Here is a 25,665-nt window from a genome sequence, read left to right as displayed (position 1 = left end):
GACCAGTTCAACCTGCCTTGTGGAGCGCGATTTCGCCCGGCCATTTCCGCTACTATTTCCTTGACCGCCGATCTGGCGGTGCTAACGTTTGTCCAATCGGTCAAAAATTTGCGTAGCACGAAAACGCAGCCAAGACCAAGCGTTGGCCGTATCGAAACAGGGGATTCAAGGGAAGGCTTGGTCATGTCCAACAGAACGAATGTCGCGCCGAACGATCTCAGCGCATTCTGGATGCCGTTCACGTCGAACCGGCAATTCAAGCAAGCGCCGCGCATGATGGTCGCGGCCAAGGACATGCACTACACGGCCAGTGACGGCCGCAAGATCCTCGACGGCACCGCCGGTCTCTGGTGCGTCAATGCTGGCCACTGCCGGCCGAAAATCACCGAGGCGATCCAGCGCCAGGCGGCCGAACTCGACTATGCGCCAGCCTTCCAGATGGGCCATCCGATCGTGTTCGAACTGGCGAACCGGCTGGTCGATATTGCGCCCGCCGGCATGGAGCATGTGTTCTTCACCAATTCGGGCTCCGAATCGGTGGACACGGCGCTGAAGATGGCGCTGGCCTATCAGCGGGTAAAGGGCGAGGGCTCGCGCACCCGGCTGATCGGCCGCGAGCGCGGTTATCACGGCGTCAATTTCGGTGGCATCTCGGTCGGCGGCATCGTCACCAACCGCAAGATGTTCGGCACGCTTTTGGCCGGCGTCGACCACATGCCACACACGCACCTGCCGGAGAAGAACGCATTCACCCGCGGCGAGCCGGAATATGGCGTGGAACTCGCAAACGAACTCGAGCGCATTGTGACGCTGCACGACGCATCGACGATCGCCGCCGTCATTGTCGAGCCGGTGGCCGGTTCGACCGGCGTGCTCATCCCGCCGAAGGGTTATCTGCAGAAGCTGCGCGAAATCTGCACCAAGCACGGCATTCTGCTGATTTTCGACGAGGTCATCACCGGTTTCGGCCGCATAGGCACGCCGTTCGCGGCGGACTATTTCGGCGTCACGCCAGATATCATTACGACGGCCAAGGGCGTCTCCAACGGCGTCATCCCGATGGGCGCGGTGTTCGTCACAAAGGAAATCCACGACGCCTTCATGACCGGCCCGGAGCACACGATCGAGTTCTTCCACGGCTACACCTATTCGGGCAACCCGATCGCCTGCGCGGCCGCACTCGGCACGCTCGACACCTACAAGGAAGAGGGCCTGCTCACCCGCGGGGCCGAACTCGCCCCCTACTGGGAGGATGCGCTGCATTCACTCAAGGGCGAGCCGAATGTCATCGACATCCGCAATATCGGCCTGATCGGCGCGATCGAACTTGCGCCCATCGCCGGCAGCCCGACCAAGCGCGCCTTCTCGGCTTTCGTGAAAGCGTTCGAGCGCGGCGCGCTGATCCGCACCACAGGCGACATCATCGCGCTGTCGCCGCCGCTGATCATCACCAAAGGCCAAATCGACGAGTTGATCGACCACGTGCGCGAGGTGTTGCGTCTCGTGGAATGAATCACTGGAAGAACAGGAAGGTCGGCGTCGGGAACCGCCGACCTTTCCGCGAAGTGAAATGAGAGGACGATAAGCGCATGGCCGCCCCGGGCGAGAATCTGCGAATCAATTCAGACCGTTTGTGGGATTCCATCATGGAGATGGCGAAGATTGGTCCCGGCGTCGCCGGGGGCAATAACCGCCAGACCCTGACCGACGAGGACGGCGAGGGCCGCCATCTCTTCCAGAAATGGTGCAAGGAAGCCGGCCTCGAAATGGCCGTCGACCAGATGGGCACGATGTTTGCCCGCCGCGAGGGCACGGACCCGGATGCCCTGCCAGTTTATGTCGGCAGCCACCTCGACACCCAGCCGACCGGCGGCAAATTCGACGGCGTGCTCGGCGTGCTGGGCGGGCTGGAAATCATCCGCACCCTGAACGATCTCGACATCAAGACAAAACATCCGATCGTCGTGACCAACTGGACCAACGAGGAAGGCACGCGCTACGCACCGGCGATGCTCGCTTCCGGCGTTTTCGCTGGTGTGCACACGCAGGACTTTGCGTACGATCGTAAAGACAAGGAAGGCAAGCGCTTCGGCGACGAGTTGGAGCGCATCGGCTGGAAGGGCGACGAGGAAGTCGGCGCCCGCAAGATGAAGGCGTTCTTCGAGCTTCACATCGAGCAGGGGCCGATCCTCGAGGACGAGATGATCGACATCGGCGTGGTCACCCACGGCCAGGGTTTGAAGTGAGCTCGAGGTGCGGCTCACCGGCAAGGAAAGCCATACCGGGTCGACACCGATGCCCAAGCGCCGCAATGCCGGGCTCGGCATGGCGCGGGTCACCGAACTCGTGCACGAGATCGCGATGGACTACCAGCCGGACGCTGTCGGCGCGATCGGCCACATGGAAGCCTATCCAAATTCGCGCAACATCATCGCCGGCAGGACTGTCTTCACCATCGACATACGCTCGCCCAACAAGGACGTGCTCGACGAGATGGATGCTCGCATCCGCGACGGCATCGCCACGATCTGCGAGGCGCTCGACATAAAATTCGAGATCGAGCAGGTCGGCCATTTCGATCCCGTCACCTTCGACGAGGGCTGCGTCAAGGCAATCCGAGAAGCGGCCGAAAGGCTCGGCTATTCGCACCGCAACATCGTCTCGGGCGCCGGCCACGATGCCTGCTGGATCAACCGGGTGGCGCCAACGGCGATGGTCATGTGTCCCTGCGTCGACGGGCTTTCCCACAACGAGGCCGAGGAGATATTCCCCGAATGGGCCGCCGCCGGCTGCGACGTGCTGTTCCACGCCGTGGTCGAAACGGCGGTGATTGTTGAGTAACGGCGTCAACGCGCTCGCAGAAGCGCGCGACAAGAACAGGGAACCGAAAATATGTCCAAAGTCATCAAGAACGGCACCATCGTCACGGCCGATCGCACCTGGAAGGGCGACGTGCTGGTCAAGCACGGCAAGATCATCGGCATCGGGCCGGACCTGCATGGCGACCATGAATATGACGCGACCGGCTGCTACGTGATGCCGGGCGGCATCGATCCGCACACGCATCTCGAAATGCCGTTCATGGGCACCTATTCGGCCGACGATTTCGAGAGCGGCACGCGCGCGGCGCTCGCCGGCGGCACCACCATGGTGGTCGATTTCTGCCTGCCTTCGCCCGGCCAGTCGCTGCTCGAAGCGCTGCAGATGTGGGACAACAAGACCTCGAAGGCATGCGCCGATTTTTCGTTCCACATGGCGATCACCTGGTGGGGCGAGCAGGTGTTCAACGAAATGGCGGAGGTGGTCGACAAGGGCATCACCTCGTTCAAACACTTCATGGCCTACAAGGGCGCGCTAATGGTCGACGACGACGAGATGTATTCGTCGTTCCAGCGCTGCGCGGCGCTCGGCGCGTTGCCGCTGGTTCATGCCGAAAACGGCGATGTCGTCGCGCAATTGCAGCAGAAACTCCTTGCCGAAGGCAATAACGGTCCCGAGGCGCACGCCTATTCGCGGCCGCCGGAGGTGGAAGGCGAGGCGACCAACCGCGCCATCATGATCGCCGACATGGCGGGCGCGCCGCTCTATGTCGTGCACGTGTCCTGCGAGCAGGCGCACGAGGCGATCCGCCGGGCGCGCCAAAAGGGCATGCGGGTTTTCGGCGAGCCGCTGGTCCAGCACCTGACGCTCGATGAAAGCGAATACATGAACAAGGATTGGGACCACGCTGCGCGGCGCGTGATGAGCCCGCCTTTCCGCAACAAGCTGCATCAGGATTCGCTGTGGGCCGGCCTTCAAGCTGGTTCGCTGCAGGTTGTGGCGACCGACCACTGCGCCTTCACGACCAAGCAGAAGCGTTTTGGTGTTGGCGATTTCACGAAAATTCCGAACGGCACCGGCGGGCTCGAGGACCGCATGCCGGTGCTGTGGACCAAGGGCGTCAACACCGGCCGGCTGACAATGAACGAGTTCGTTGCGGTGACATCGACGAACATTGCCAAAATACTGAACATGTACCCGAAAAAAGGCGCCATCGTCGAAGGCGCGGATGCCGACATCGTGGTGTGGGACCCTAAGCGCAAGAAGACGATTTCGGCGAAGAACCAGCAGTCGGTGATCGACTACAATGTCTTCGAAGGTTTCGAGGTGACGGGCATGCCGCGCTTCGTGCTGTCGCGCGGCGAACTGGTGATCCAGGAATCTGACGTGATGGCCAAGCCCGGCCATGGCGAGTTCGTCGGACGCGAGCCGAATGCGGCGGTCAATCGCGCGCTGTCGAAATGGAAGGAAGTCGTCGCCCCGCGCAAGGTGGAACGAACCGGTATTCCGGCGGGAGTTTAAGGCTTGGGTCCGCATATCCAGATCACTTTCGCAGTAGCGATCGTTGCCGCAGTAGCTGGTCCAGCGCAGGCACAGACCCTTGCCCTGGAGGGTGCCTGGGGCAACGAGGCCGGCTGCAAGTTCGTACGCGACGGCAATTACGACAATGACGAAATGCTGGTGCTGAAGGCCGAGGGCGTCGAGCGCTATGTAATCGGCTGCGACTGGCTGCAGGTGTCGACTGCCAAGGACGGCACCCAGGTTGCAACCGGGCTCTGCAGCCACGAAGGCGAAGATTACCGGACGGTCGAGACCTTCATCGTCGAAAAGGATATGACCGATCCGGCGCTGACCCGCATCCGAGCGTCCAACGGGGAGCCTTGGGGCGAGGTCAGGAAGTGCCCGTGAGGCTATCGCACCAGTGCGTCGAGATGTGGCAGCAGCACGACGCTTTCCTGCTCATTGGGATCGGTGCGGGCAATAACCGCCGAGGCCGGCTTGTCGCTGAGGTTGGCTGGCAAATGCGGCACGCCGGCCGGAATGTAGAAGAGGTCGCCGGCCTTGACGACAACATGATGCTCAAGATTATCGCCGTACCAGGTATGCGTTTCACCGCTCAGAACGTATATCGCCGTCTCGTGGCTTTCATGCATATGCGCCTTGGCGCGTCCTCCCGGCGGAATGGTGAGAAGGTGCATGCAGATGCCCGACGAGCCGACTGTTTCGGCGGCGATCCCGGCAAGGTAGCTGAAGCCCTGCTTCCCGTAATAGGAACTGTCGGGGCGAACCAGACGGCAGGTGGGTTTTGATTGAACCGTCATAGTGGCATAGCTTCCAAGAAAATGTTTCTGACAGGCGCGGTGGCAGTGAAGATCAGCACGAATACAAATGCAATGAGTTTTGGGTTGGAGCCACGAGGCCGAAGCGATGATATGAGAGATGCTTCGCCAGCGGTTGTCTCCGCCAGGAAGCTCGGCCTGACCTTCGAGACCAATGACGGGCCGGTACGGGCGCTTTCCGATGTCGACCTGACCATCGGCAAAGGGGAGTTCGTTTCCTTCATCGGGCCGTCGGGCTGCGGCAAGACGACGTTTCTCAGAGTGATCGCCGACCTCGAAAAGCCGACTGACGGCACGATAGAGATCAATGGCATGACGCCGGAACAGGCGCGCGAGAGCCGGGCTTACGGCTACGTATTCCAGGCGGCGGCGCTGTTTCCGTGGCGCACTATCGAGCGAAACGTCTCGCTGCCGCTGGAAATCATGGGCCTTTCCAGGGCAGAGCAGAAGGACCGCGTCCAGCGGACGCTCGACCTGGTCAACCTCACCGGCTTCGAAAAGAAATATCCGTGGCAGCTTTCAGGCGGCATGCAGCAGCGCGCCTCCATCGCCCGCGCGCTGGCGTTCGACGCCGACCTATTGCTGATGGATGAGCCGTTCGGCGCGCTCGACGAGATCGTGCGCGACCACCTGAACGAGCAATTGCTGGAACTCTGGCGGCGGACCAACAAGACGATCTGCTTCGTTACCCACTCCATTCCCGAGGCGGTCTATCTGTCCACGCGCATCGTCGTCATGTCGCCGCGGCCGGGGCGCGTCACTGACGTGATCGAATCGACGCTGCCGAAGGAGCGCCCGCTCGACATTCGGGAGACGCCGGAGTTCCTGGCGATAGCGGCCCGGGTGCGTGATGGGCTCAGGGCAGGGCACAGCTATGAAGATTGAGGGGGGCAAGGCAGCGGTTCCTCGCCCCTGCGAAGCGGGGGAGAGGTGGTTTGCGAAGCAAACCGGAGAGGGGGCTGCTTTTTCCTCTGGACGTCTGCAATCAGAGACAGGATTGCCACCGCTGACCCCCTCTCCGCCTCGCTTTGCTCGGCACCTCTCCCCCGCTTCGCAGGGGCGAGGAATGGAGCCTCGCTAGATGGACCGCCTGCGCGACAAGATCATCCCCGTCACCGCGATCCTCGCGGCGCTGGTCGTCGTCTGGTACGGCTTCGCCATTCTCCTGAACGCGCCGTTCCAGCGCGACCTCGACCGCCGTGCCGGCGAAACGCCGGGCTTCACGGAATTTCTGGGCAAGACGCTGTCGCAGCCCAAGCCGACGCTGCCCGCCCCGCATCAGGTGGCGCAGAATTTCTTCGAAAACACGTTTATGCGGAAGATCACCAGCAACCGCAGCCTCGTCTACCACGGCTGGGTCACGCTTTCGTCGACGCTGCTCGGCTTCGCTTTCGGCACGGCGCTCGGCATATTGATCGCGGTCGGCATCGTGCACGTCACGGCGCTCGACCGCAGCCTGATGCCCTGGATCATCGTTTCGCAGACCATTCCCATCATCGCGCTGGCGCCGATGGTTATCCTCCTGCTCGGTCCGTTCAATACGCCCGCCATTGTGACCAAAGCGCTGATCTCAACCTACCTGTCTTTCTTCCCGGTCGCGGTCGGCATGGTGAAGGGGCTGCGCTCTCCCGAGATCATGCATCTCGATCTGATGCACACCTATAATGCCAGCCCGTCGCAGACCTTCTGGAAGCTGCGCGTCCCGGCCTCGGTGCCGTTCCTCTTCACCTCCATGAAGGTCGCGATCGCGGCCAGCCTGGTCGGCGCGATCGTGGCCGAACTGCCGACCGGCGCGGTCGCCGGCATCGGCGCGAAGCTGCTCATCGGCGCCTATCACAGCCAGTCCATCGACATTTGGGCGGCGCTCATCGCCGGGTCGGTGGTGGCGCTGATCCTGGTCGGCATTGTCGGGTTCGCCGGCAGGCAGGTCGAAAAGAGCATGGGAGGGCGGCCGGCATGACCCGTCTTGGGCTGTCCTGGCAGGCGCTCTCGGCGCTCGTTCTGTGCGTCGGCGCAGCATTCGGCCTGCCCCTGTTCGGCGCCCAGCCGGGCATGAGCGCGGTGGCGACAGCGGAAATCTTTGCCATGATCCTCGCCGCGATCGTCTTTTCGGCCGGCAGCGGCTTCCGGCCGAGCTCGGTGTTCCTGCTGTTCGCTGCGACGCACGGCGCGGGGTGGCTGCTGATTTCCGGTCTCGCCGGCTATGAAGGCACGGCGCGGTTGTCGTATTTCGCGCTTCTGGCGGCGACATGGCTGCTGGCTTGGCGCACCGTCAGCGTTCTCTCACACCTTCGGCCTGTCACGGCGCAGGGCCGGACCTTCGTGCGGCTGGCCGTTCCGCTGCTGTTCGGTGTCTGGATCCTGGTCATCTGGGAAGCGATCGTCAGGGGCGCCGGCGTATCCGCGATCATCCTGCCGCCGCCAAGCGCGATTGCCGCCCGCATTGTCACCTCGCTGCCGATGCTGGCCGCAGACGTCAACCAGACCATCTTCAAGTCGGCGCTGACCGGCTATGTGATCGGTGGCTCGGCGGGCTTCCTTGTCGCCATTCTTGCCGATCGCATCGCGTTCTTCCGCCGCGGCCTGCTGCCTATCGGCAACATGATGTCGGCGCTGCCGATCATCGGCGTCGCGCCGATCATGGTCACCTGGTTCGGTCCCGACTGGCCGTCCAAGGCCGGCGTGGTCGTGGTCATGACCTTCTTTCCGATGCTGGTGAACACGGTGACTGGCCTGACCGCCTCCGGCCACATGGAGCGCGACCTGATGCGCACCTATGCGTCGAGTTATTGGCAGACCCTGTTCAAGCTGCGCCTTCCGGCGGCGGCGCCCTTCATCTTCAACGCGCTGAAAATCAATTCGACGCTGGCGCTGATCGGCGCCATCGTGGCGGAGTTCTTCACCACGCCGGTCGTGGGAATGGGCTTCCGCATCTCCACAGAGATCGGCCTCTTGAGGGTCGATATGGCATGGGCCGAAATCGCGGTTGCGGCGCTCGCGGGTTCGGTCTTTTATGGCGTGATCGCCCTGATCGAAAGGGCCACCACGTTTTGGCATCCGTCTGTCCGTGGGGGATAGACGAAACTTCAGAGGGTAATGAAAAAATGAAAAAACTGATTGTTTCCATGCTTGCCGGCGCGATGTCGCTGGCTGCCGTACAGGCATGGGCCGCCGACGAGGTGACCCTGCAACTGAAATGGGTCACGCAGGCCCAGTTCGCCGGCTACTACGTGGCCAAGGACAAGGGTTTCTACGAGGAGGAGAACCTCGAGGTCGAGATCAAGCCGGGCGGGCCCGACATCGCTCCCGAGCAGGTGATCGCCGGCGGCGGCGCCGATGTCATCGTCGACTGGATGGGTGGCGCGCTGGCTGCACGCGAAAAGGGCGTGCCGCTGGTCAACATCGCCCAGCCCTTCAAGAAGGCGGGCATGCAGCTCGTCTGCCCGAAGGACGGCCCGGTGAAGTCCGAAGCCGACTTCAAGGGCAAGACGCTCGGCGTCTGGTTCTTCGGCAACGAATATCCGTTCTTCGCCTGGATGAACAAGCTCGGCCTGTCGACGGAAGGCGGAGCCGACGGCGTGACGGTGCTGAAGCAGAGCTTCGACGTGCAACCACTGATCCAGAAGCAGGCGGACTGCATCTCGGTGATGACCTACAATGAGTACTGGCAGCTCATCGACGCCGGCTACAAGCCGGAAGACCTGATCGTCTTCAACTATTCGGCGATGGGCAACGACCTGCTCGAGGACGGCCTCTACGCGATGGAAGACAAGCTGAAGGATCCGGCCTTCGAGGATAAGATGGTCCGCTTCGTGCGCGCCTCGATGAAGGGCTGGAAATACGCCGTCGAAAACCCTGATGAGGCGGCGGATATCGTCGTGGAGAATGGCGGGCAGGACGAGAACCACCAGAAGCGCATGATGGGCGAGGTCGCCAAGCTCATCGACAATGCCGATGGCAAACTGGTCGAAGCGGCTTACGAGCGCACCGCCAAGGCATTGCAGGACCAGAAGATCATCTCCAAGGAGCCGACCGGCGCCTGGACCTCGGCGATCACCGACAAGGCGATCCAGTAGCTTCTGTCCAACCAGGCAAGCCGGAAAAGGGGCGGGAAACCGCCCCTTTTTTCGTGTGCAGGAAACTTATCCCGTTGCACGCCGTTAGCTGCGCAGCCGCCGGAAATCCGCACGGCTCTCGCAAAGAACATCACGGGAGGAATGAAATGCGCATCCATCTCTCGCCGCTTGCCGCCGGCCTAGCAATCTCCGCCGCAATCTTTGCCGCGTCGCCGGCGCTGGCCGAAATGATGAAAATGTCGGCGACGCTGGAATCCGCTCAGGAGGTGCCGCCGAACGACAGCGCCGGCAAGGGCACCGCCGACATCACCTTCGACACAGAATCCAAGAAGCTCGACTGGACGATCGAATATTCCGGCCTGACCGGCGACGCGACCGGCGCGCATTTCCACGGGCCGGCGCCGAAAGGCGAGAATGCCGATGTGGCGGTGCCGATCGAGGATACGAAAAGCGGCGCAACCGGGACGGCGACGCTGACCGATGCGCAGGCGGCCGACCTGACGGCGGGCAGGTACTACGTCAATATCCACACGGCGGCGCATCCCGATGGCGAAATCCGCGGCCAGGTGGAGAAATCCGCAATGTAACACGCGGGCTTGGTCCCGTTGAAAAAGGAGGCGGGCAACGCCTCCTTTTTGTGTCACCGCTTTTCGCGAATGTCGGTCATCGTCCGCGTCGGCGTGATCGCTTCGGGATCAAGCTTGATCTCGATGATCGTGGGCTTTCCCACCGCCCGCGCGCGTTCGAAGGCGGGAGCGAATTCGGCGGTAGCCTCCACCGTCTCGCCATGGCCGCCATAAGCGCGGGCAAGGGCCGCGAAATCCGGATTCCTTAGGTCGGTGGCGACGACACGGCCGGGATATTCCCGCTCCTGGTGCATGCGGATCGTGCCGTAGATGCCATTGTTCACGACAATCACGATGATCGGCAGGTCGTATTGCACGGCGGTTGCGAATTCCTGGCCGTTCATCAGGAAGCAGCCGTCGCCGGCGAAGCAGATAACTTCGCGCTCCGGGAACAGCGCCTTTGCCGCGACCGCCGCAGGCGTGCCGTAGCCCATCGAACCCGAAGTCGGCGCGCCCTGCGTGGCGTAGCGGCGGAAGCGGTGGAAGCGATGCACCCAGGTGGCGTAATTGCCCGCGCCGTTGGTCATGATCGCGTCATCGGGCAGCACCGACTCGAGATACGTCATGATCGGGCCCATCTGCACCGCACCGGGCCCTGTCTCGGGCGGCGTCGACCAGTCGAGATAGTGGCCATGCAGCCGCTGGGTCTCGACAGACCAGTCCGGCACGGCCTCCGGTCCCGTTTCGGCAAAGGCTTCGACGAACGCATCGGGCGAGGCGTTGATCGCCAGCGCCGGCCGATAGACGCGGCCGAGTTCGTTCGCGTCCGGGTGCACATGCACCAGCGTCTGGTCCGGGTATGGGCTCTTCATCAGCGTGTAATCGGAGGACGGCATCTCGCCGAAGCGGCCGCCGATCAAGAGCACGAGATCGGCCGTCTTGATGTAGGCGGCGAGCTTCGGGTTCGGGCCGATGCCGACATCGCCGGCATAGCAGGGGTGGAGGTGGTCGAACAACATCTGGCGGCGGAAGGAGCAGCCGACCGGCAGCGCCCAGGCTTCGGCGGCGCGCTCGAATTTCGACTTCGCCTCGGCGCTCCAGCGCGAGCCGCCCAGAATGGCGATCGGGCGCTCGGCCTTGCCGAGAAGCTCCTCCAGCCGCGCCATTTCCTCGGCGCCCGGACGGGTCTCCACCGGCGTGAAGGGCAGGGCGTCGGGCGCGTCGGCGAGGCTGGTCAGCATGTCCTCCGGCAGCGAGATCACCACCGGACCGGGCCGGCCGGAGGTGGCGACTGAGAATGCGCGGGTGACGATCTCGGGAATGCGCGCGGCGTTGTCTATCTCGGTCGCCCATTTTGCGAGGGGACCGAAGAAAGCCCGGTAGTCGACCTCCTGGAAGGCCTCGCGTTCCCTGGCATGGCTCGCCACCTGGCCGATGAACATGATCAGCGGGATCGAATCCTGCATGGCGATGTGGATGCCGGCCGAGGCGTTGGTGGCGCCGGGGCCACGCGTGACGAAGCAGATGCCGGGCTTGCCGGTCAGCCGGCCGTGGCAATCGGCCATCATCGCAGCGCCCCCTCCTGCCGGCAGACGATGGTGCGGATGCTGTTCGAATCGTGCAGCGCGTCGAGCACGGCAAGGTAGGATTCGCCGGGCACGCAATAGATGCGGTCGACACCGTTGGTTTCCAGCGCCTCGACGATCAGCTTTCCGCCGGTTTTCATGATCCGGTTCTCTCCAGTTCGGCAAGGATTTCGGCCGTGTGCTCGCCAAGCCGCGGCGAGGGGCGTTCATAGACGAGCGGCGTTTCCGACATCACCATCGGCGCGCGCACCGAGGGCAGCGTGTTGCCGTGGCCGTCGTCCAGATCGAGCCGCATGCCGCGGGCGATGGTCTGCGGGTCGGCGAACATCTGGCCGATCGTGTTGATCGGGCTCGCCGGCACGCCGGCCCCTTCCAGCGCCGAAAGCAGTTCGTCGCGGCTGCGGGCCGCAAGTCGCTCGATGATCGTCTCGCGCAATCTGGCGCGATTCGTGACGCGGGCCGAATTGGTGGCGAAGTCGGGATCGGCAGCCAGCTCATCCAGGCCCACTACTGCGCAGAAGCGCTGGAACTGGCTGTCATTGCCGACAGCCAGGATGATATGGCCGTCGCTCACCGGCACCACTTCATAGGGCGCGATATTCATGTGGGCGTTGCCCATCTGAACCGGCGAGTTTCCTGAGACGAGATAGTTCAGGTTCTGGTTGCCGAGCACGGAGATCTGCGTGTCGAACAGCGCCATGTCGATATACTGCCCCTGGCCGGTTGCTTCCGCATGGCGGAGTGCTGCCTGTATGGCGATGACCGAATAGAGCCCGGTAAAAATGTCGGAGATGGCGACGCCGGCCTTCTGCGGCTCGCCGCCGGCAGCCCCGGTTATCGACATCATGCCGGACATACCCTGGATGATGAAATCATAGCCCGCGCGCGGCGCGTAGGGGCCGTTCTGGCCGAAGCCGGTGATCGAGCAATAGACCAGCTTCGGGTTGATTTTTTTCAGGCTCTCATAGTCGAGGCCGTATTTCTTCAGGCCGCCAAGCTTGAAATTCTCGATCATCACGTCGGCGGTGGCAATCAGCCTGCGGACCGTCTCGGCGCCTTCGGGTTTCGAGAAATCGATGGCGATCGAGCGTTTGCCGCGGTTGCAGGAATGATAATAGGCGGCCGACAAATTCTCGCCGTCCTTGCCGGTGACGAATGGTGGCCCCCATTTGCGGGTGTCGTCGCCGCCGTCCGGGCTCTCGACCTTGATGACGTCGGCGCCCAGATCGGCAAGCAGCTGACCCGCCCAGGGGCCGGCCAGGATGCGGGCGAGTTCGATGACGCGGACGCCGTGGAGCGGGGGGTTGGGCATTTCATACCGTGTTTGAACAGGTTCGGCGCAAGGCTCTAACAGGTCTCGCCCCGGCATGTCATCTCATTGCGTTGCGCCGACGCTCGACGACGCTGGCTTTGGCAGGATTGCGTCTGCCCACTCCGCAAAATCCTCCATGATGATGTTTCGATTCACCTCGTTCAGGCTTTCGTGGCGGGTGTCGGCGTAAACCTTTGAAACCAGATTCGAAAAGCCCATCCGCCGCATGCGGGCGGCGAGCGCCTCGACAGCCTTGCCGCCGTCGCTCGCAGGGTCCCTTTCGCCGCCTGCCAGGCTGAAGGGCATGTCTTTGCGGATCGAGGCAAAATTCGCGTCGTCCGCGCCATGGAAGACAAAGCGGAAGACATCCTGCCAGAGCGACACCGAGGCGTCCCAGCCGCAGAGCGGGTCGGCGATGTATTTGTCGACTTCCTCGGGATCGCGCGACAGCCAGTCGAACAGGGTGCGGTGGTTCGGCACCTTCTTTCCCCAATCGACGAAGGTCATTTTGGGGAGCATGCGGGACGGCACGTCGGAGCCCAGCCGAAACCGCTCCCAGGCAAGGATGGCCTGCGCAACCCGGCCCAGAAGGCCGGCGGAGAAGTTGGCATTCCAGATCGCGGCCGCATGCAGATGCGCGGAATGGCGTAGGATAAAATTGAGCGCGACGATGCCGCCCATCGAATGGCCGAAAAGGATCAGCGGCAGGCCGGGCTGTTCGCGGGCGATGAGGTCGTGGACCGCGCCGATATCCGCCAGGACCTTCGCGCCACCATCGGGGCTGCCGAACATGCCTTGCGGCGCGCCCGGCGCGGTGGTGAAGCCGTGGCCGCGATGGTCGTGGGCGTAGGTGTGGAGCCCGCGCTGGCTGAGGAAATCGGCGAAGCGGGCGTAGCGTTCGGCGTGCTCGGCAAGCCCGTGGCTGATGTGAACGACGCCGCGCGCCGGGCCGTCAGCCTGCTTCAGGTAAAGATTGAGGGCTGCGCCGGTTGGCGAGGCGAGCGTGCGTTGGTCGTCGAAAGGCATGTTTTCTCCCCCGATGAGGACTGTTGGCGAAGATGGGCAGGGCGTCAAGGTGTTGCTCCGCGTCGGTCTTCGGCAGGAGATGAGGTTGCCGCCGATGTCCCCGGCATTCGCTCCGGCACGCACCTCTCCGGCGCCACGCCCCGTTTCCGGTCTGGCCATTGTGGGAAGCGGCGCATGGCAACCACGCCGGATCAATTTAGTTATTTGACGCGCTGCCATGCGCCGCCGACGTTTTATCCCCTTGCCGCTCCCGGCCCATGCCCCGTCCCGGTAATGTGGGACGGAGCGCGGGCGCACAGGTTCGACCCGGGGCCGGAGCGCCCCGCGCGACCATGCGGGAATCATCTCCGGCGCCACACTTGCCTGGATGCCGGTCGTGTACACCCGTTCCCACCAGCAAGCTGCCGGGATCGAGTATGGTGGAGGTGGCAGGGGGTGTGGATAAACACGGGTGCGAAGATTCTTCAAAAATCGTGCATCCCATTGATTTTCGAAGCGTATTTCTTCACTGGAGCCAAAATGGGAGTGGATTCCATTCACGTCGGATGCGCCTAGATGTCGTCGTGCTATGGTTGTTTGTCGAAGTTCGGGAGGGAGATGATGGCCGGCAAGGAGTTCTCGCGGTTTCCGGACGAAACTCTCACATTCCTGCGGGGGATCGCTGACAACAATTCCAGGGACTGGTTTGAGGCCAACCGCGCACTTTACGAGGCGGGCTATGTCGAGCCGGCGCGACGTTTCGTGGAGACGGTCGGTCCGAAGCTCGCGGGCGTTTCAGAGAGGGTGCGCTACGAGCCGAAAGTGAACGGTTCGATTGCCCGCATCAATCGCGACATCCGCTTCTCCAGGGACAAGCGGCCCTACAAGGATCATCTCGATATCTGGTTCTGGCACGGCGACAAGAAAGGCTGGGACCGGCCCGGCTTCTATCTGCGCATCGCGCCGGAAACGATCTTCATCGGTAGCGGGATGCATGTTCTCAAGGACGAGATGCTGGAGCGTTTTCGGCTGGCCGCGCTCGACGGGCGGTCGGGCCGGGAACTCGCCGAAATTGCCGGCTCGGTTGCGGCGGCGGGCTACGAGATCGGCGGAGCAACGCGCAAAAGCGTCCCGCGCGGCTATGACGGCGCCCATGAGCGCGCCCGCTTTCTGCTGCATGAGGGGCTTTACGCCGGAAAGGAACTTCCGGCTGAGGAGGCCACGACGCCCGGTTTCGCCGAGCGCGCGCTGGCGCATTTCGCCGCGAGCTGGCCAGTCGGCAGTTGGCTGCTCGACAAGGTGGCGAACTAGGGTGTGTTGATATTCAGGTGATGCCGGTCTGCAAATGGCGGCTTTCTGCGCTTCCGGTGCTCACGTACCTAAACGTACGCTCCGCTCCGGTTCTCGAAATCCACCATTTTGGTCGCTGCGCGCCCTCTTCGATTCCGACTTGGCCTGACCTGAATCTCAACACACCCTGGAGCCTGAACCACTGCCGCGTCTGTTGGAACAACCGGGAGTGCTGGGTCTTATCGAGCACAAGGATGCCGTCCATGCCCGCCCGTGACGAAATTGCTGCCGACAGCCGAACTGCACCTCCGCTCTCAGCGCCGATCGAGCCGATGGAGGCGAAGCAGGTCGACGAGCTGCCGGACGAACCCGGCTGGCAGTTCGAGCCGAAATGGGACGGCTTTCGCTGCCTGGCCGTGAAGGCCGGCGGCGAGGTCGAACTCTACGCGAAATCGGGCAAGCCGCTGGGGCGTTACTTTCCGGAAATGGTCGAGACCGTCAAAAACCTGCCCGGCGAGGATTTCGTGCTGGACGGGGAACTCGCCATCCCCGAGGGCGACACGCTGTCCTTCGATGCGCTGCAGATGCGGCTTCATCCCGCCGAAAGCCGGATACGCAAGCTGGCGCGCGAGACGCCGGCGATGTTCATCCTGTTCGACATGCCGATGGCGCCCGGCGGCGAAAGCCTGGTAAAGGCGCCTCTGACCGAACGGCGCGCCAGGCTGGAAAGCTTCTTCGCGCGGATCGGGCATGCGTCGGGGCTGCGGCTTTCGCCCTTCACGCGCGACCGCGAGGAAGCGGCGGCCTGGCTGGCGCGGGCCGGCGGAGCGCTCGACGGCGTCGTCGCCAAGCAGCTCGACGGTTTTTATGAAAGCGGCGAGCGCGCAATGCTGAAGGTCAAGCGAATGCGTTCGGCCGACTGCGTGGTCGGCGGCTTTCGCTACGGCTCGGCAAGCACGCTTGTCGGCTCGCTGTTGCTCGGCCTTTATGACGATGACGGCCTGCTCCACCATGTCGGCTTCACCTCGACGATCTACGATGCGGAGCGGGCTGAGTTGACGGAGAAGCTGGAGGCTCTGAAGGGCGGGACCGGCTTCACCGGCCGCGCGCCGGGCGGGCCGAGCCGCTGGTCGACCGAGCGCTCGGCGCAATGGGAGAAGCTGCGGCCGGAACTGGTGGTGGAGGTGCGCTACGATCATGTGACAGGCGACCGCTTCCGCCACGGCACCAAACTCCTGCGCTGGCGGCCGGACAAGGCGCCGCGCCAATGCACCTTTGAGCAGTTGGAGCGCGAGGCGCGGCCGGGCAGAACTGATCGGGGAGGTGATCGCACCGGCCTGACGTGCGACGCGGCATGGCGCCCCAACCGGCGCGAAAGCATTGCCGTTGCGGGTGGCTTCGCTTACATAGCGCCCAACTCTCCTCAACATTACGGGATATGCGCGCGTGGCACGCCAGTTCATCTATCACATGGCCGACCTGACCAAGGCCTACGGCACCAAGAAGGTCCTCGAAAACCTCAACATCTCCTTCTACCCCGACGCCAAGATCGGCATTCTCGGCCCGAACGGCGCCGGCAAGTCGACCGTGCTCAAGATCATGGCCGGCATCGACACGGAATGGAGCGGCGAAGCCTGGCTCGCCGAGGGCGCGACCGTCGGCTATCTCGCGCAGGAGCCGGAGCTCGACCCGGCGCTCAACGTGTTCGGCAACATTATGGAAGGCGTTGCCAAGAAGACCGCAATCATCGACCGCTACAACGAGCTGATGATGAACTATTCCGACGAGACGGCCGACGAGTCGGCCAAGCTCCAGGACGAGATGGACCGACTGAACCTGTGGGATCTCGAACAGCAGGTCGAGATGGCGATGGAAGCGCTGGGCTGCCCGGCCAAGGACGCCGACGTGACCAACCTTTCGGGCGGCGAGCGCCGCCGCGTGGCGCTGTGCCAGCTTCTGCTGCGCGAGCCCGACCTTCTGCTGCTCGACGAGCCGACCAACCATCTGGACGCCGAGACCACGGCCTGGCTGGAAAAACATCTGCGCGCCTACAAGGGCGCGGTGATGATCATCACCCACGACCGCTACTTCCTCGACAATGTGACGGGCTGGATCCTCGAGCTCGACCGCGGCCGCGGCATTCCCTACGAGGGCAACTACACCGCCTATCTGGAAGCCAAGGCCAAACGGCTGAAGCAGGAGGGCCGCGAGGACGATGCGCGCCAGCGCGCAATCACGCGCGAGCGCGAGTGGATAGCCTCCAGCCCGAAAGCGCGCCAGACCAAGTCCAAGGCCCGCATCCAGGCGTTCGAGAATCTGCTGGAGCAGGCCGACAAGCGCCGTCCTTCCGACACGCAGATCGTCATTCCGCATGGGGAGCGTCTCGGCAATGTCGTGATCGAGGTGGCCGGCCTGAACAAGGGGTATGGCGACAGGCTGCTGATCGAGGATCTGGAATTCAAGCTGCCGCCCGGCGGCATCGTCGGCGTGATCGGCCCGAACGGCGCCGGCAAGACGACTTTGTTCCGCATGATCACCGGCCAGGAGACACCCGACGAGGGCACGATCCGCGTCGGCGAGACGGTGAAACTCGGCTATGTCGACCAGAGCCGCGACACGCTCGACCCGTCAAAGACCGTGTGGGAGGAGATTTCCGGCGGCGCCGAAGTGGTCAAGCTCGGCAAGCACGACGTCAACACCCGCGCCTACTGCTCATCGTTCAATTTCCGCGGCGGCGACCAGCAGCAGAAGGTCGGCAATCTGTCTGGCGGCCAGCGCAACCGCGTGCACCTGGCCAAGATGCTGAAGACCGGCGGCAACGTGCTTCTGCTCGACGAACCGACCAACGACCTCGACACCGAGACGCTGGCCGCGCTTGAAGACGCGCTGGAAAACTATGCCGGCTGCGCCGTCATCATCTCGCACGACCGCATGTTCCTCGACCGGCTGGCCACGCACATCCTCGCCTTCGAGGGCGACAGCCATGTCGAATGGTTCGAGGGCAATTTCGAGGATTACGAGCAGGACAAGATCAGACGACTCGGGCCGGATGCGGTCAATCCGCACCGGATGACGTATAAGCGGCTGACAAGGTAGGTCGATCCGGACGGCGTCGCTCACCTCATCCGGCAGCAGAACGGAAAAAACGGGCCGCTCAGACCCGGCACGGCGGTCGGCGTAAAAGTGTAGTCGCGCACGGCGTCGCTTTCGTCGGTGCAGCCGCCCGGCGTCGCAGCGATCGTGCCGCGGATGCCGTGGCTGGTCTCGAAGGTCCATGGGTCTTCGGATGAGAAGGTTACAGTGCCCGGCGTGGTCTGGATGCCGTCGCCGGAGAATGCGTCGATGAAGGAGGACTGCATCGTCCCGCCGACGCAACTCAGCTCGACCGCCCAGTTCGGCTCGAAACCGGAGCAGATCATGGTGTCGCCAGAGGTGACGAGGCCGTTGCAGGCGACGTCGGCCGCCACGGCCGGCGCGGCAATGCCTAGAATCGACATAATTGCAGGAACTATGGAAGTCGCGCGCATCATGAACCCTCCTGACGCATTGCTCTTCCCGGCCCGCAGCGACGATACGCCTGGCCAGCGTGAGCGTAAAGCGTCGGCTGCGGCCGAAAGATCGGCGTGGCGCTTGACAGGATCGCGGGCGTGGCGCTTAAGCCGGCGTAAACTGCTACACGGCAAAAGTGTCGACCGGGAGACCGCGAAACTGTAGGGCGTGCGTGGGCAGGGTCGCGGCAACCGCACGGGGATCGTTCAGCAGCATGCATCGCGTCATCATCAGCGGCGTCGGCGTCGTCATCCCCGAGGCCTCCATCACCAATGAGGAGCTCGTCGACAGCTTCAACATTTGGGTGGACGCCGAGAACGCGCGCCGCGAGATCACCGGTGAAGAGAAGCTGGCGAAGTCCGATACCGACTTCATCGTCTATGCGTCGGGGGTCAAGAAGCGCCACGTACTAGTGTTGGACGGGATTCTGGATCCTGAGCGGATGACGCCGCGCATCCCGCCGCGCGGCGATGACGAACTGTCGGTGATGGCGGAGTTCGGCGTCGCTTCGGCGCGGCGCGCGCTCGACGATGCGGGGCTCGGCCCCGAAGACATTGACCTCGTCATCTGCGCGGCCTCGCATCACCAGCGGCCTTATCCGGCGATCGGGATCGAAATCCAGAATGCGCTCGGGATCAAGGGCGCGGCCTTCGACATGGGCCTCGGCTGCTCGTCGGCCGCCGCCGGCCTGCATGTGGCGTCGAACCTGGTGCGGGCGGGCGGGCAGAAGCGGGTGCTGGTGGTGACGCCCGAGATCATCACCGGGCATCTGAACTTCCGCGACCGGCAGACGCATTTCATCTTCGGCGACGCCTCGACGGCCATGGTTGTGGAGGCGCTGGAGGAGGGCGAGACCCGGCCGGGCAAGTTCGAGGTGCTCGACACGCGCGGCTGGACACAGTTTTCCAGCAACATCCGCACCAATCTCGGCTTCCTGCTGCGGGCCGGGCAGGAGGACACCTCCGCGATCGACATGCGCGGCAACATGATCAAGCAGGTCGGCAACAAGGTGTTCAAGGAGGTGACGGTGGCCGGCCATCGCTTCATCGTGGATTTCCTTGCCGAGCACGGCCTGACGCCGCATGGCATCAGGCGGTTCTGGCTGCATCAGGCCAATGCGCGCATGAACGCCATGATCCTGAAGCTCTCCTTCGGCCACGATGTCGGTCACGACCGCGCGCCGATGGTGCTGGAGCGGCTCGGCAACACCGCCGCGGCCGGCGCGATCATCGCGTTCAAGGAAAACCACGAGGACATGAAGGCGGGCGACTACGGCCTGCTCTGCGCCTTCGGGGCGGGGTACTCGATCGGCGGCGCGCTGCTGAGGAAGCTCTGACAGGAGCCTTGCCGGCGAGTTCTCCGAGTTTTCACCACTCGCCACAGTTGTTCGCGAGTTTCGTCCTCACCCGACCGGTGCTATCGTGGCTGGACCGAAGCCCGGATAGTTTGGCCATGAAGACATCGTCTCGACACGCGGCCTTGTTCCTAATTGCCGTGCTGGCGGCTTTCGCGCCGCCTGCCCTCGCGGAGGAAAAGACGGAAGCGCTTTACGAGGCCACGCTGGACCTCGACAGGGACGGCAAGATGGACCGGGCCGTGCTTGTGCTGGTGGGACCAGGCCGCACCGATTTTCATCCGCTGACCGAAGAGCGGTATGGCCTCAGCCCGGGCGAACGGGTCGACCTGAACATCTATCTGGCCGGAGGCGAGGAAAAACTCGATCTTTCACGCAAGCCTTCGTTCGCAAAAAAGGCGATCGCCGATACGGATCGCACGCCCTGGGTCCAGCCTCTCGAAAGCGATGGCGACGGATCGCTGGCTGTCACGTCGGTCTATGGCTGGGGTGCCAGCAAGACATGGGGAGAGACGCTGACGATCGCCTACCGCGACGGCGAGTTCGTGGTGGCCGACTACGCCAAGGATTGGGACTGGAACACCCACACCGCGGACGGCAATGTGGAGACGGTCATAGGGGGCTGCGAGATCGATTTTCTCGCCGGGAAAGGCGTCGTGACGCAAGGTCTGGACGAAGAGAATCAACCAATCGAAGGGACGTTCACGCCCGTGAAGCTTGCGGACTGGACGGGAGACATTCTACCCGGGGCGTGCGAGTTCTGAGCGGCGGCAGTTCGGCGCGCGAGGATTCAGCAAAACCGCAGGGTCGCATCAGCGGCTGTCATAAACCGATCAGGCTTTTTGGCTGGACGCCGAAGCCGTTCGACGGCAGTTTCGCGAAATCCTCAACCAGGGAAACGCCGATGCTCGACCTGCTCGCTCCGCTGAACGGAGAGCCGCAAATCCTTCCCGCACGAAAGCTCGCCGGCAGGGTCGCGGGCCTCTATGTCGCGCCGGCGGACCATTTCGAGACGGTTACAACGGAGATGCTGAGGCTCGGCTTCGAGGGGATCGAAGGAGATATCCACGCGGGCTATACGCGCAGGTCCGGCGGGCGCGAACCCTGGTATCCGCGCGGCACCGAGATGCGCAACGAGCGGCAGCTTTCAATCGTGGCGCCGGACGAACTCGATATCGTCGCCGCGCGCATGGGGCTCGCCGAAATCAGGCCGGAATGGATAGGCGCCAACCTGCTTCTGGCCGGCGTGCCGCATCTATCGATGCTGCCTTCGGGCACCATGCTGTTCTTCAAGGGCGGCGTGACGCTCAAGGTGGATGCGCAGAACGGCCCGTGCCGGATCGCGGGCCGGCAGATCGCCGAGCGCGCGGAGATGCCTGACATCGAAGCCGGCTCGCTCCTGTTTCCCAAAGCGGCGAAACGCCTGCGCGGGCTGGTCGCCTGGGTCGAGAAGCCGGGCACGATTGCGTCCGGCGAGGAGGTTTCGGCGCGCGTGCCGGAGCAGTGGATTTACGGGGCCTGATCGCGCGAGGCTTTCGCGTTCCATCGGTTTAGGGATAGCGCACCGGCGTAGACCAGGCCGGATCAGCATGCTTTTCCCAATAGAGCGCCGTAAGGCGCATGGTGACGGGCCCGACCTTGCCATCCGCCACGGGCTGACCGTCCAACGCCGTGACGGGCATGATGCCGCCGGCGGTCGAGGTGATGAAAACTTCGTCGGCCTTGCGGAGCGCATCGACACTCACCTCGCCGGCGGTGACCGGAATACCCTGCTCGGCGCAGAGGTCGAAGACTGTCCGTCTGGTGATGCCGGGCAGCACGCCGGTCGCCGGCGTGGTCAGGGCGCCATCCCTGACGATGAAGACGTTGAACCCCGGACCTTCGGCGACATTGCCTGCCGTGTCGAGGATCAGCGCCGTTTCGGCATTGCGGTCATAGGCATCGAAAAGCCCGCGGACGAGGTCCAGCCAATGATAGTTCTTGATGGACGGGTCGACGGAGGCCGCGGGAATCCGCACGGTCTGGCTGATGGCGACATGCAATCCGCGCTGCATCTGCTCCGCATCGGCGACCGAGCCATAAGGGATGGCGAAGGCCATGAAGCGGTTGACCGCATCGCGCGGATCGCGGCTGAAGGTGGGCGATGCGCCACGGGTGCAGATCATCTCGACATAGGAAGAGCGATGGCCCGAAAGGGCCACGCAATTGTGGAGGATTTCGGCGACGCCATTGCGATCGAAGGGGATCGTCATGCGCAATTTTTCGAGCCCGGCGAAGAAGCGGTCGAGGTGAAGGTCGAGGCGGAAGAAACGCCCGCCCCAAATGTGGACCGTGTCGTACGTGGCGTCGGAATGCAGAAAACCCCAATCGAGTACTGAAATCTTTGCCTCCGACATAGGCAGATACTGGCTGTCCATGAAAGCTACTCCGTTGGGGTAGCTATGCGGGTCTGCGTGACGGCTCAGGACTTGCGGAAGCGAATTGGCACGGGGTTCGACCATCAGTTCATCCCAGGTTTCTTGGATTGGCTACACGTCTCGATGCTCTTGCTGGAAATCGTCGCATAGAGCCAAACCCCGCGAAAGCGCTGCTATTCTTCGTCCTCATCCGGATCGAGCAGTCTCGTCGCGCGCCAGCGGGTGAGCACTTCGTTGGTCTGGTCGACGACGAAGAAGCGGGCCGAATCGCGGTCGTAACCTTCGCCGAGCAGTTTTTCGTAATCGGTGTGCTCGTGGCGAATGTGGGCGATGGCCGCGAGCCAGACGGCGATCGCCGGCGGCATGGTCTTCAGATGCCGGGCGCCGGCCTCGGCGCGGATCTTTTCGGTGTCGGCATAGGGGGCAAGCGGCAGCAGCGCCGTCAGCGCCTTGGCGATCGCGCGCTGGCGGCCGGTCGCCATCGTTATTCGCCGCTTTCGCGACGGGCGATCGTTGCGTCGGGGAAGGCGTCGATCGACGCGAAGTAGGGTTTAATGTCGATCACCGGCGTGCCGTCCAGCACGTCGATGGCGTCGAGCGTCAGCAGGCCGGCCGCAACGTCGAGCGCGAGCAGCTTCGCCACATGCAGGCCGACCGGGTTCGGCCGGGCAGGGGAGCGCAGGGCGAAAACGCCTTTGGGTTCAGAGGCATGGCGCGGTTTCTGGACAATCAGATTCCGCGGCGCATGGTGGAACCAGGACAGGATGATGACGTGGCTGGCGCCGTCCAGCCGTTCCAGCCCGGGGCGGAAGGCCTCGTCGATCTCGACCGTAGCCATCAGCCCGCGTTCGCGGGCGGCAGCCATGTTCTTCGGGCAGTCGGCGCGCGAGGTCCAGGGCGAGCGGATGCGGCCGATGAACACGACATGGCCGTCGGCCGGCATCGCCGCCGGATCGTCGGCAAGCGCAATCTCGCCGTCGCGTTTTTCGAACATGCCGGCGCCTCCCGATACGGTCGCGTCATTTTCTGGCCAGTCCGCGACATTGCGGTTGCATGGCGTCAACTTTTCACATAAAGATATGTTTATGTCTTTTTGGATAAATCAATAGCGATGCGCGTAACCCTGGACCTGATGGTTGATACATTGAAGGCGGCGGCCGAATCCAGCCGTTTGAGAATCCTGGCGCTGATTTCGCGCGGCGACCTCACCGTTTCCGACCTGACCGAAATCCTCAACCAGTCACAACCCCGCGTCTCGCGCCATCTGAAGCTGCTGCTCGAAGCCGGGCTGATCGAACGCTATCAGGAGGGTTCCTGGGCGTTTTTTCGCCTGTCGGACGACGACGCGACCCGCGACTTCGTGCACGGCCTGGTGTCGCGCGTGCATGACGGCGATCCACAGATCGAGCGCGACCTGGAGCGGCTGGCAGGCGTCAAGCGCAAGCGCCAGGAGCGGGCCGCTTCCTATTTCAGCCGCAACGCCGCGAGCTGGGATCAGATACGTTCACTGCACGCGCCGGACCGAGCCGTCGAGGCGGCGCTGCTGAAGCTCGTCGGCAAGCGGCCATTCCAGTCCATGCTCGATCTCGGCACGGGCACTGGCAGGCTGCTGGAGCTGTTCGCGCCGCTCTACCGACGCGGCGTCGGCATCGACATGTCGCGCGAAATGCTGACCGTCGCCCGAGCCAATCTCGACAAGGCCGGCGTATCCAACGCACAGGTACGGCAGGGCGATATCTTTGCGCCGCCCGTGGAGCGTGACGCCTTCGACCTGGTGACCATGCATCAGGTTCTTCATTATCTTGATGATCCGGCGACGGGCATTCGCGAAGCGGCGCGCCTGCTGCGGCCGTCGGGCCGGCTGGTCATCGTCGATTTCGCGCCGCATGCGCTGGAATTCCTGCGCGAGGAGCATGCCCATATCAGGCTCGGCTTTTCCGATCGCCAGATCGCGGAATGGTTCGCCGAGGCCGGGCTCGACCTCGAGGAGACGCTGGAATTCGAACCGCGCGCCACGCCTGACGCGAAGCTTACCGTGAAGCTGTGGCTTGGACGCGATCGCCGACTTTTAATCGCGGACCCCGCGCAGGGCGCCGAGCAGAGGGAAACCGCCTGATGAACCAGTTCCGCTTTTCACGCCGTCCCGACATAGGCAAACGGGTAAGCGTATCGTTCGAGTTCTTCCCGCCGAAGACGGACGAGATGGAGGCGCGGCTGTGGAACACGGTCACGCGGCTGGAGCCGCTGCAGCCGGAATTCGTATCGGTCACCTATGGCGCCGGAGGCTCGACGCGCGAGCGCACCGCTCGCACGGTCAAGCGCATTCTGACCGAGACGGGCATTCCTGCCGCTGCGCACCTGACTTGCGTCGGTGCGTCGAGGAACGAGGTGAACGCGGTCATCCGCGAATACGACGCGCTCGGCATCAAACGTTTCGTCGCCCTGCGCGGCGACCCGGCGTCGGGCGTCGGCCAAGCCTATTCGCCCCATCCCGGCGGCTATGAGAACGGCGCCGAACTGGTGGCCGGCCTGAGATCGATCGCCGATTTCGATATTTCCGTCGCCGCCTATCCCGAGAAACACCCGGAAAGCCCGGATTTCGCGACCGACATCGAAATGCTGAAGCGCAAGGTCGACAATGGCGCGACGCGCGCAATCACCCAGTTCTTCTTCGACAACGACATTTATGAGCGCTACGTCGAGCGGGTGCGCCGGGCCGGCATCTATATCCCGATCGTGCCCGGCATCCAGCCGGTTCACAATTTCCGGCAGGTGGCAAACTTTTCGTCAAGGGCAGGCGCGCATGTTCCGGCCTGGCTGGCCGAACGCTTCGAGGGCCTGGACGAGGACCCGCAGACCCATGCGCTGGTGGCTTCGGCGGTTGCGGCCGAGCAGGTGATGGACCTGATCGAGCGCGGCGTCGGCGATTTCCACTTCTATACAATGAACCGCGCCGACCTGGCGTTCGCGGTCTGCCACATGATCGGCATCCGCGCCCACGAACCGGCTGCAATGCCGGCGGCTGCCGCGGCCGGTTCCGCGGCGGCGTGAGGGGCAAAGAAAAGGCCGGGCGTGTGGCCCGGCCTTTTCCTAAATCCCTGCCAGACTAGCTGGCCTCCTCCAAGCTTCGGTGGCTTAAGGAAGAACTCCCATGATGAGGGCGCCGATAAAAGCGAACGCAGCACAAATCATCAATGCATTGATCGGCCGAGTAAGTCCCATGCGTAGCCTCCTGATTAAGAGCTATCCGCCGAGTCTAGGGGACTTTGTGCAACAGGCAAGCGGAAAACGTGCTGCATTGCGGCAGGATTGTGAAAAATCCGACCCGTTGCGTCGCGTTAGTTCTTGAAA

General features: G+C 63.5%; 22 protein-coding genes and 3 pseudogenes. 17 read left to right on the top strand and 8 right to left on the bottom strand.

What is annotated here, in order from left to right:
• Positions 1-183 precede the first annotated feature (183 nt).
• The 4 genes and pseudogenes from ACG873_RS15960 to ACG873_RS15945 all read left to right on the top strand — a co-directional run bounded on the left by ACG873_RS15960 (position 184) and on the right by ACG873_RS15945 (position 4,728).
• Complete coding sequence (locus tag ACG873_RS15960) at positions 184-1,512, top strand: aspartate aminotransferase family protein (protein ID WP_394892976.1); 1,329 nt, start codon at positions 184-186, stop codon at positions 1,510-1,512.
• 77 nt (positions 1,513-1,589) lie between these two features.
• A pseudogene (locus tag ACG873_RS15955) lies at positions 1,590-2,841 on the top strand (Zn-dependent hydrolase).
• Between the two features lie 51 nt (positions 2,842-2,892).
• Positions 2,893-4,341, top strand: coding sequence for a dihydropyrimidinase (gene hydA, locus ACG873_RS15950; RefSeq protein ID WP_394892975.1), 1,449 nt, complete (start codon positions 2,893-2,895; stop codon positions 4,339-4,341).
• 3 nt (positions 4,342-4,344) lie between these two features.
• Complete coding sequence (locus ACG873_RS15945; protein ID WP_394892973.1) at positions 4,345-4,728, top strand: hypothetical protein; 384 nt, start codon at positions 4,345-4,347, stop codon at positions 4,726-4,728.
• A 2-nt stretch (positions 4,729-4,730) separates the two neighbouring features.
• Here the strand turns inward: ACG873_RS15945 and ACG873_RS15940 are convergent, their stop codons facing one another.
• Positions 4,731-5,141, bottom strand: a complete 411-nt coding sequence (locus tag ACG873_RS15940; RefSeq protein WP_394892972.1) for a cupin domain-containing protein — start codon at positions 5,139-5,141, stop codon at positions 4,731-4,733.
• Between the two features lie 111 nt (positions 5,142-5,252).
• On the opposite strand from ACG873_RS15940, the gene ACG873_RS15935 reads away from it, so the two are divergent.
• The 5 genes from ACG873_RS15935 (at position 5,253) to ACG873_RS15915 (ending at position 9,822) form a co-directional block, all read left to right on the top strand.
• Positions 5,253-6,044, top strand: coding sequence for an ABC transporter ATP-binding protein (locus ACG873_RS15935; RefSeq protein WP_394892971.1), 792 nt, complete (start codon positions 5,253-5,255; stop codon positions 6,042-6,044).
• 196 nt (positions 6,045-6,240) lie between these two features.
• Positions 6,241-7,119 (top strand): ABC transporter permease, encoded by an 879-nt coding sequence (locus ACG873_RS15930; protein ID WP_394892970.1) that lies wholly within the window; start codon positions 6,241-6,243, stop codon positions 7,117-7,119.
• Positions 7,116-8,237 carry an ABC transporter permease gene (locus ACG873_RS15925; protein ID WP_394892968.1) on the top strand — a complete coding sequence of 374 codons (1,122 nt, stop codon included), beginning with the start codon at positions 7,116-7,118 and terminating at the stop codon, positions 8,235-8,237. Before ACG873_RS15930 ends, ACG873_RS15925 begins: the two co-directional genes overlap by 4 nt.
• 26 nt (positions 8,238-8,263) lie before the next feature.
• Positions 8,264-9,235 (top strand): ABC transporter substrate-binding protein, encoded by a 972-nt coding sequence (locus ACG873_RS15920; protein WP_394892966.1) that lies wholly within the window; start codon positions 8,264-8,266, stop codon positions 9,233-9,235.
• A 146-nt stretch (positions 9,236-9,381) separates the two neighbouring features.
• On the top strand, positions 9,382-9,822 hold the full coding sequence (locus tag ACG873_RS15915) for a CHRD domain-containing protein (RefSeq protein ID WP_394892965.1): 441 nt from the start codon (positions 9,382-9,384) through the stop codon (positions 9,820-9,822).
• Positions 9,823-9,875: 53 nt separating this feature from the next.
• Here ACG873_RS15915 and ACG873_RS15910 read toward each other — a convergent pair.
• From ACG873_RS15910 to ACG873_RS15900, 3 genes and pseudogenes are all read right to left on the bottom strand, one after another.
• Positions 9,876-11,527, bottom strand: a pseudogene (locus ACG873_RS15910) (thiamine pyrophosphate-binding protein).
• Positions 11,524-12,699 (bottom strand): CaiB/BaiF CoA transferase family protein, encoded by a 1,176-nt coding sequence (locus ACG873_RS15905; protein WP_394892964.1) that lies wholly within the window; start codon positions 12,697-12,699, stop codon positions 11,524-11,526. The pseudogene ACG873_RS15910 and the gene ACG873_RS15905 overlap by 4 nt, the downstream one beginning before the upstream one ends.
• 63 nt (positions 12,700-12,762) lie before the next feature.
• On the bottom strand, positions 12,763-13,725 hold the full coding sequence (locus ACG873_RS15900; protein WP_394892962.1) for an alpha/beta fold hydrolase: 963 nt from the start codon (positions 13,723-13,725) through the stop codon (positions 12,763-12,765).
• 597 nt (positions 13,726-14,322) lie between these two features.
• On the opposite strand from ACG873_RS15900, the gene ACG873_RS15895 reads away from it, so the two are divergent.
• From ACG873_RS15895 to ettA, 3 genes and pseudogenes are all read left to right on the top strand, one after another.
• Positions 14,323-15,015 (top strand): DUF2461 domain-containing protein, encoded by a 693-nt coding sequence (locus ACG873_RS15895; protein WP_394892960.1) that lies wholly within the window; start codon positions 14,323-14,325, stop codon positions 15,013-15,015.
• 233 nt (positions 15,016-15,248) lie between these two features.
• Positions 15,249-16,283, top strand: a pseudogene (locus ACG873_RS15890) (ATP-dependent DNA ligase); the annotation flags it as partial.
• 157 nt (positions 16,284-16,440) lie between these two features.
• Positions 16,441-18,090, top strand: coding sequence for an energy-dependent translational throttle protein EttA (gene ettA, locus ACG873_RS15885; protein ID WP_394892959.1), 1,650 nt, complete (start codon positions 16,441-16,443; stop codon positions 18,088-18,090).
• A gap of 20 nt (positions 18,091-18,110) precedes the next feature.
• Here the strand turns inward: ettA and ACG873_RS15880 are convergent, their stop codons facing one another.
• Positions 18,111-18,524 (bottom strand): hypothetical protein, encoded by a 414-nt coding sequence (locus tag ACG873_RS15880; protein ID WP_394892957.1) that lies wholly within the window; start codon positions 18,522-18,524, stop codon positions 18,111-18,113.
• 233 nt (positions 18,525-18,757) lie between these two features.
• Here ACG873_RS15880 and ACG873_RS15875 point away from each other — a divergent pair, with 233 nt between their 5' ends.
• The 3 genes from ACG873_RS15875 (at position 18,758) to ACG873_RS15865 (ending at position 21,419) form a co-directional block, all read left to right on the top strand.
• Entirely contained in the window at positions 18,758-19,879 is a 1,122-nt protein-coding gene (locus ACG873_RS15875; RefSeq protein WP_394892956.1) for a beta-ketoacyl-ACP synthase III, read from the top strand.
• Between the two features lie 116 nt (positions 19,880-19,995).
• A complete protein-coding gene (locus ACG873_RS15870; RefSeq protein WP_394892954.1) occupies positions 19,996-20,661 on the top strand; it encodes a hypothetical protein in 666 nt (221 codons plus the stop codon).
• A 140-nt stretch (positions 20,662-20,801) separates the two neighbouring features.
• Positions 20,802-21,419 carry an MOSC domain-containing protein gene (locus ACG873_RS15865; protein WP_394892952.1) on the top strand — a complete coding sequence of 206 codons (618 nt, stop codon included), beginning with the start codon at positions 20,802-20,804 and terminating at the stop codon, positions 21,417-21,419.
• Between the two features lie 28 nt (positions 21,420-21,447).
• Here the strand turns inward: ACG873_RS15865 and ACG873_RS15860 are convergent, their stop codons facing one another.
• The 3 genes from ACG873_RS15860 to tsaA all read right to left on the bottom strand — a co-directional run bounded on the left by ACG873_RS15860 (position 21,448) and on the right by tsaA (position 23,308).
• On the bottom strand, positions 21,448-22,314 hold the full coding sequence (locus ACG873_RS15860) for an aminotransferase class IV (protein ID WP_394892950.1): 867 nt from the start codon (positions 22,312-22,314) through the stop codon (positions 21,448-21,450).
• A 173-nt stretch (positions 22,315-22,487) separates the two neighbouring features.
• Complete coding sequence (locus ACG873_RS15855) at positions 22,488-22,802, bottom strand: DUF2293 domain-containing protein (RefSeq protein WP_394893540.1); 315 nt, start codon at positions 22,800-22,802, stop codon at positions 22,488-22,490.
• Entirely contained in the window at positions 22,799-23,308 is a 510-nt protein-coding gene (tsaA, locus tag ACG873_RS15850) for a tRNA (N6-threonylcarbamoyladenosine(37)-N6)-methyltransferase TrmO (RefSeq protein WP_394892949.1), read from the bottom strand. The genes ACG873_RS15855 and tsaA overlap by 4 nt, the downstream gene beginning before the upstream one ends.
• Before the next feature lie 117 nt (positions 23,309-23,425).
• Between tsaA and ACG873_RS15845 the strand changes: the two genes are divergently transcribed.
• Both ACG873_RS15845 and metF read left to right on the top strand, forming a co-directional pair.
• Positions 23,426-24,430, top strand: coding sequence for an ArsR/SmtB family transcription factor (locus ACG873_RS15845; RefSeq protein ID WP_394892947.1), 1,005 nt, complete (start codon positions 23,426-23,428; stop codon positions 24,428-24,430).
• Positions 24,430-25,365 (top strand): methylenetetrahydrofolate reductase [NAD(P)H], encoded by a 936-nt coding sequence (metF, locus tag ACG873_RS15840; RefSeq protein ID WP_394892945.1) that lies wholly within the window; start codon positions 24,430-24,432, stop codon positions 25,363-25,365. The genes ACG873_RS15845 and metF overlap by 1 nt, the downstream gene beginning before the upstream one ends.
• Positions 25,366-25,665: the final 300 nt, after the last annotated feature.

It is taken from the genome of Allomesorhizobium aridi (assembly GCF_043769475.1).
Lineage (GTDB): Bacteria > Pseudomonadota > Alphaproteobacteria > Rhizobiales > Rhizobiaceae > Allomesorhizobium.
Note: the sequence above shows the minus strand (reverse complement) of the source record. Positions and strands in the feature narration are given on the sequence as shown.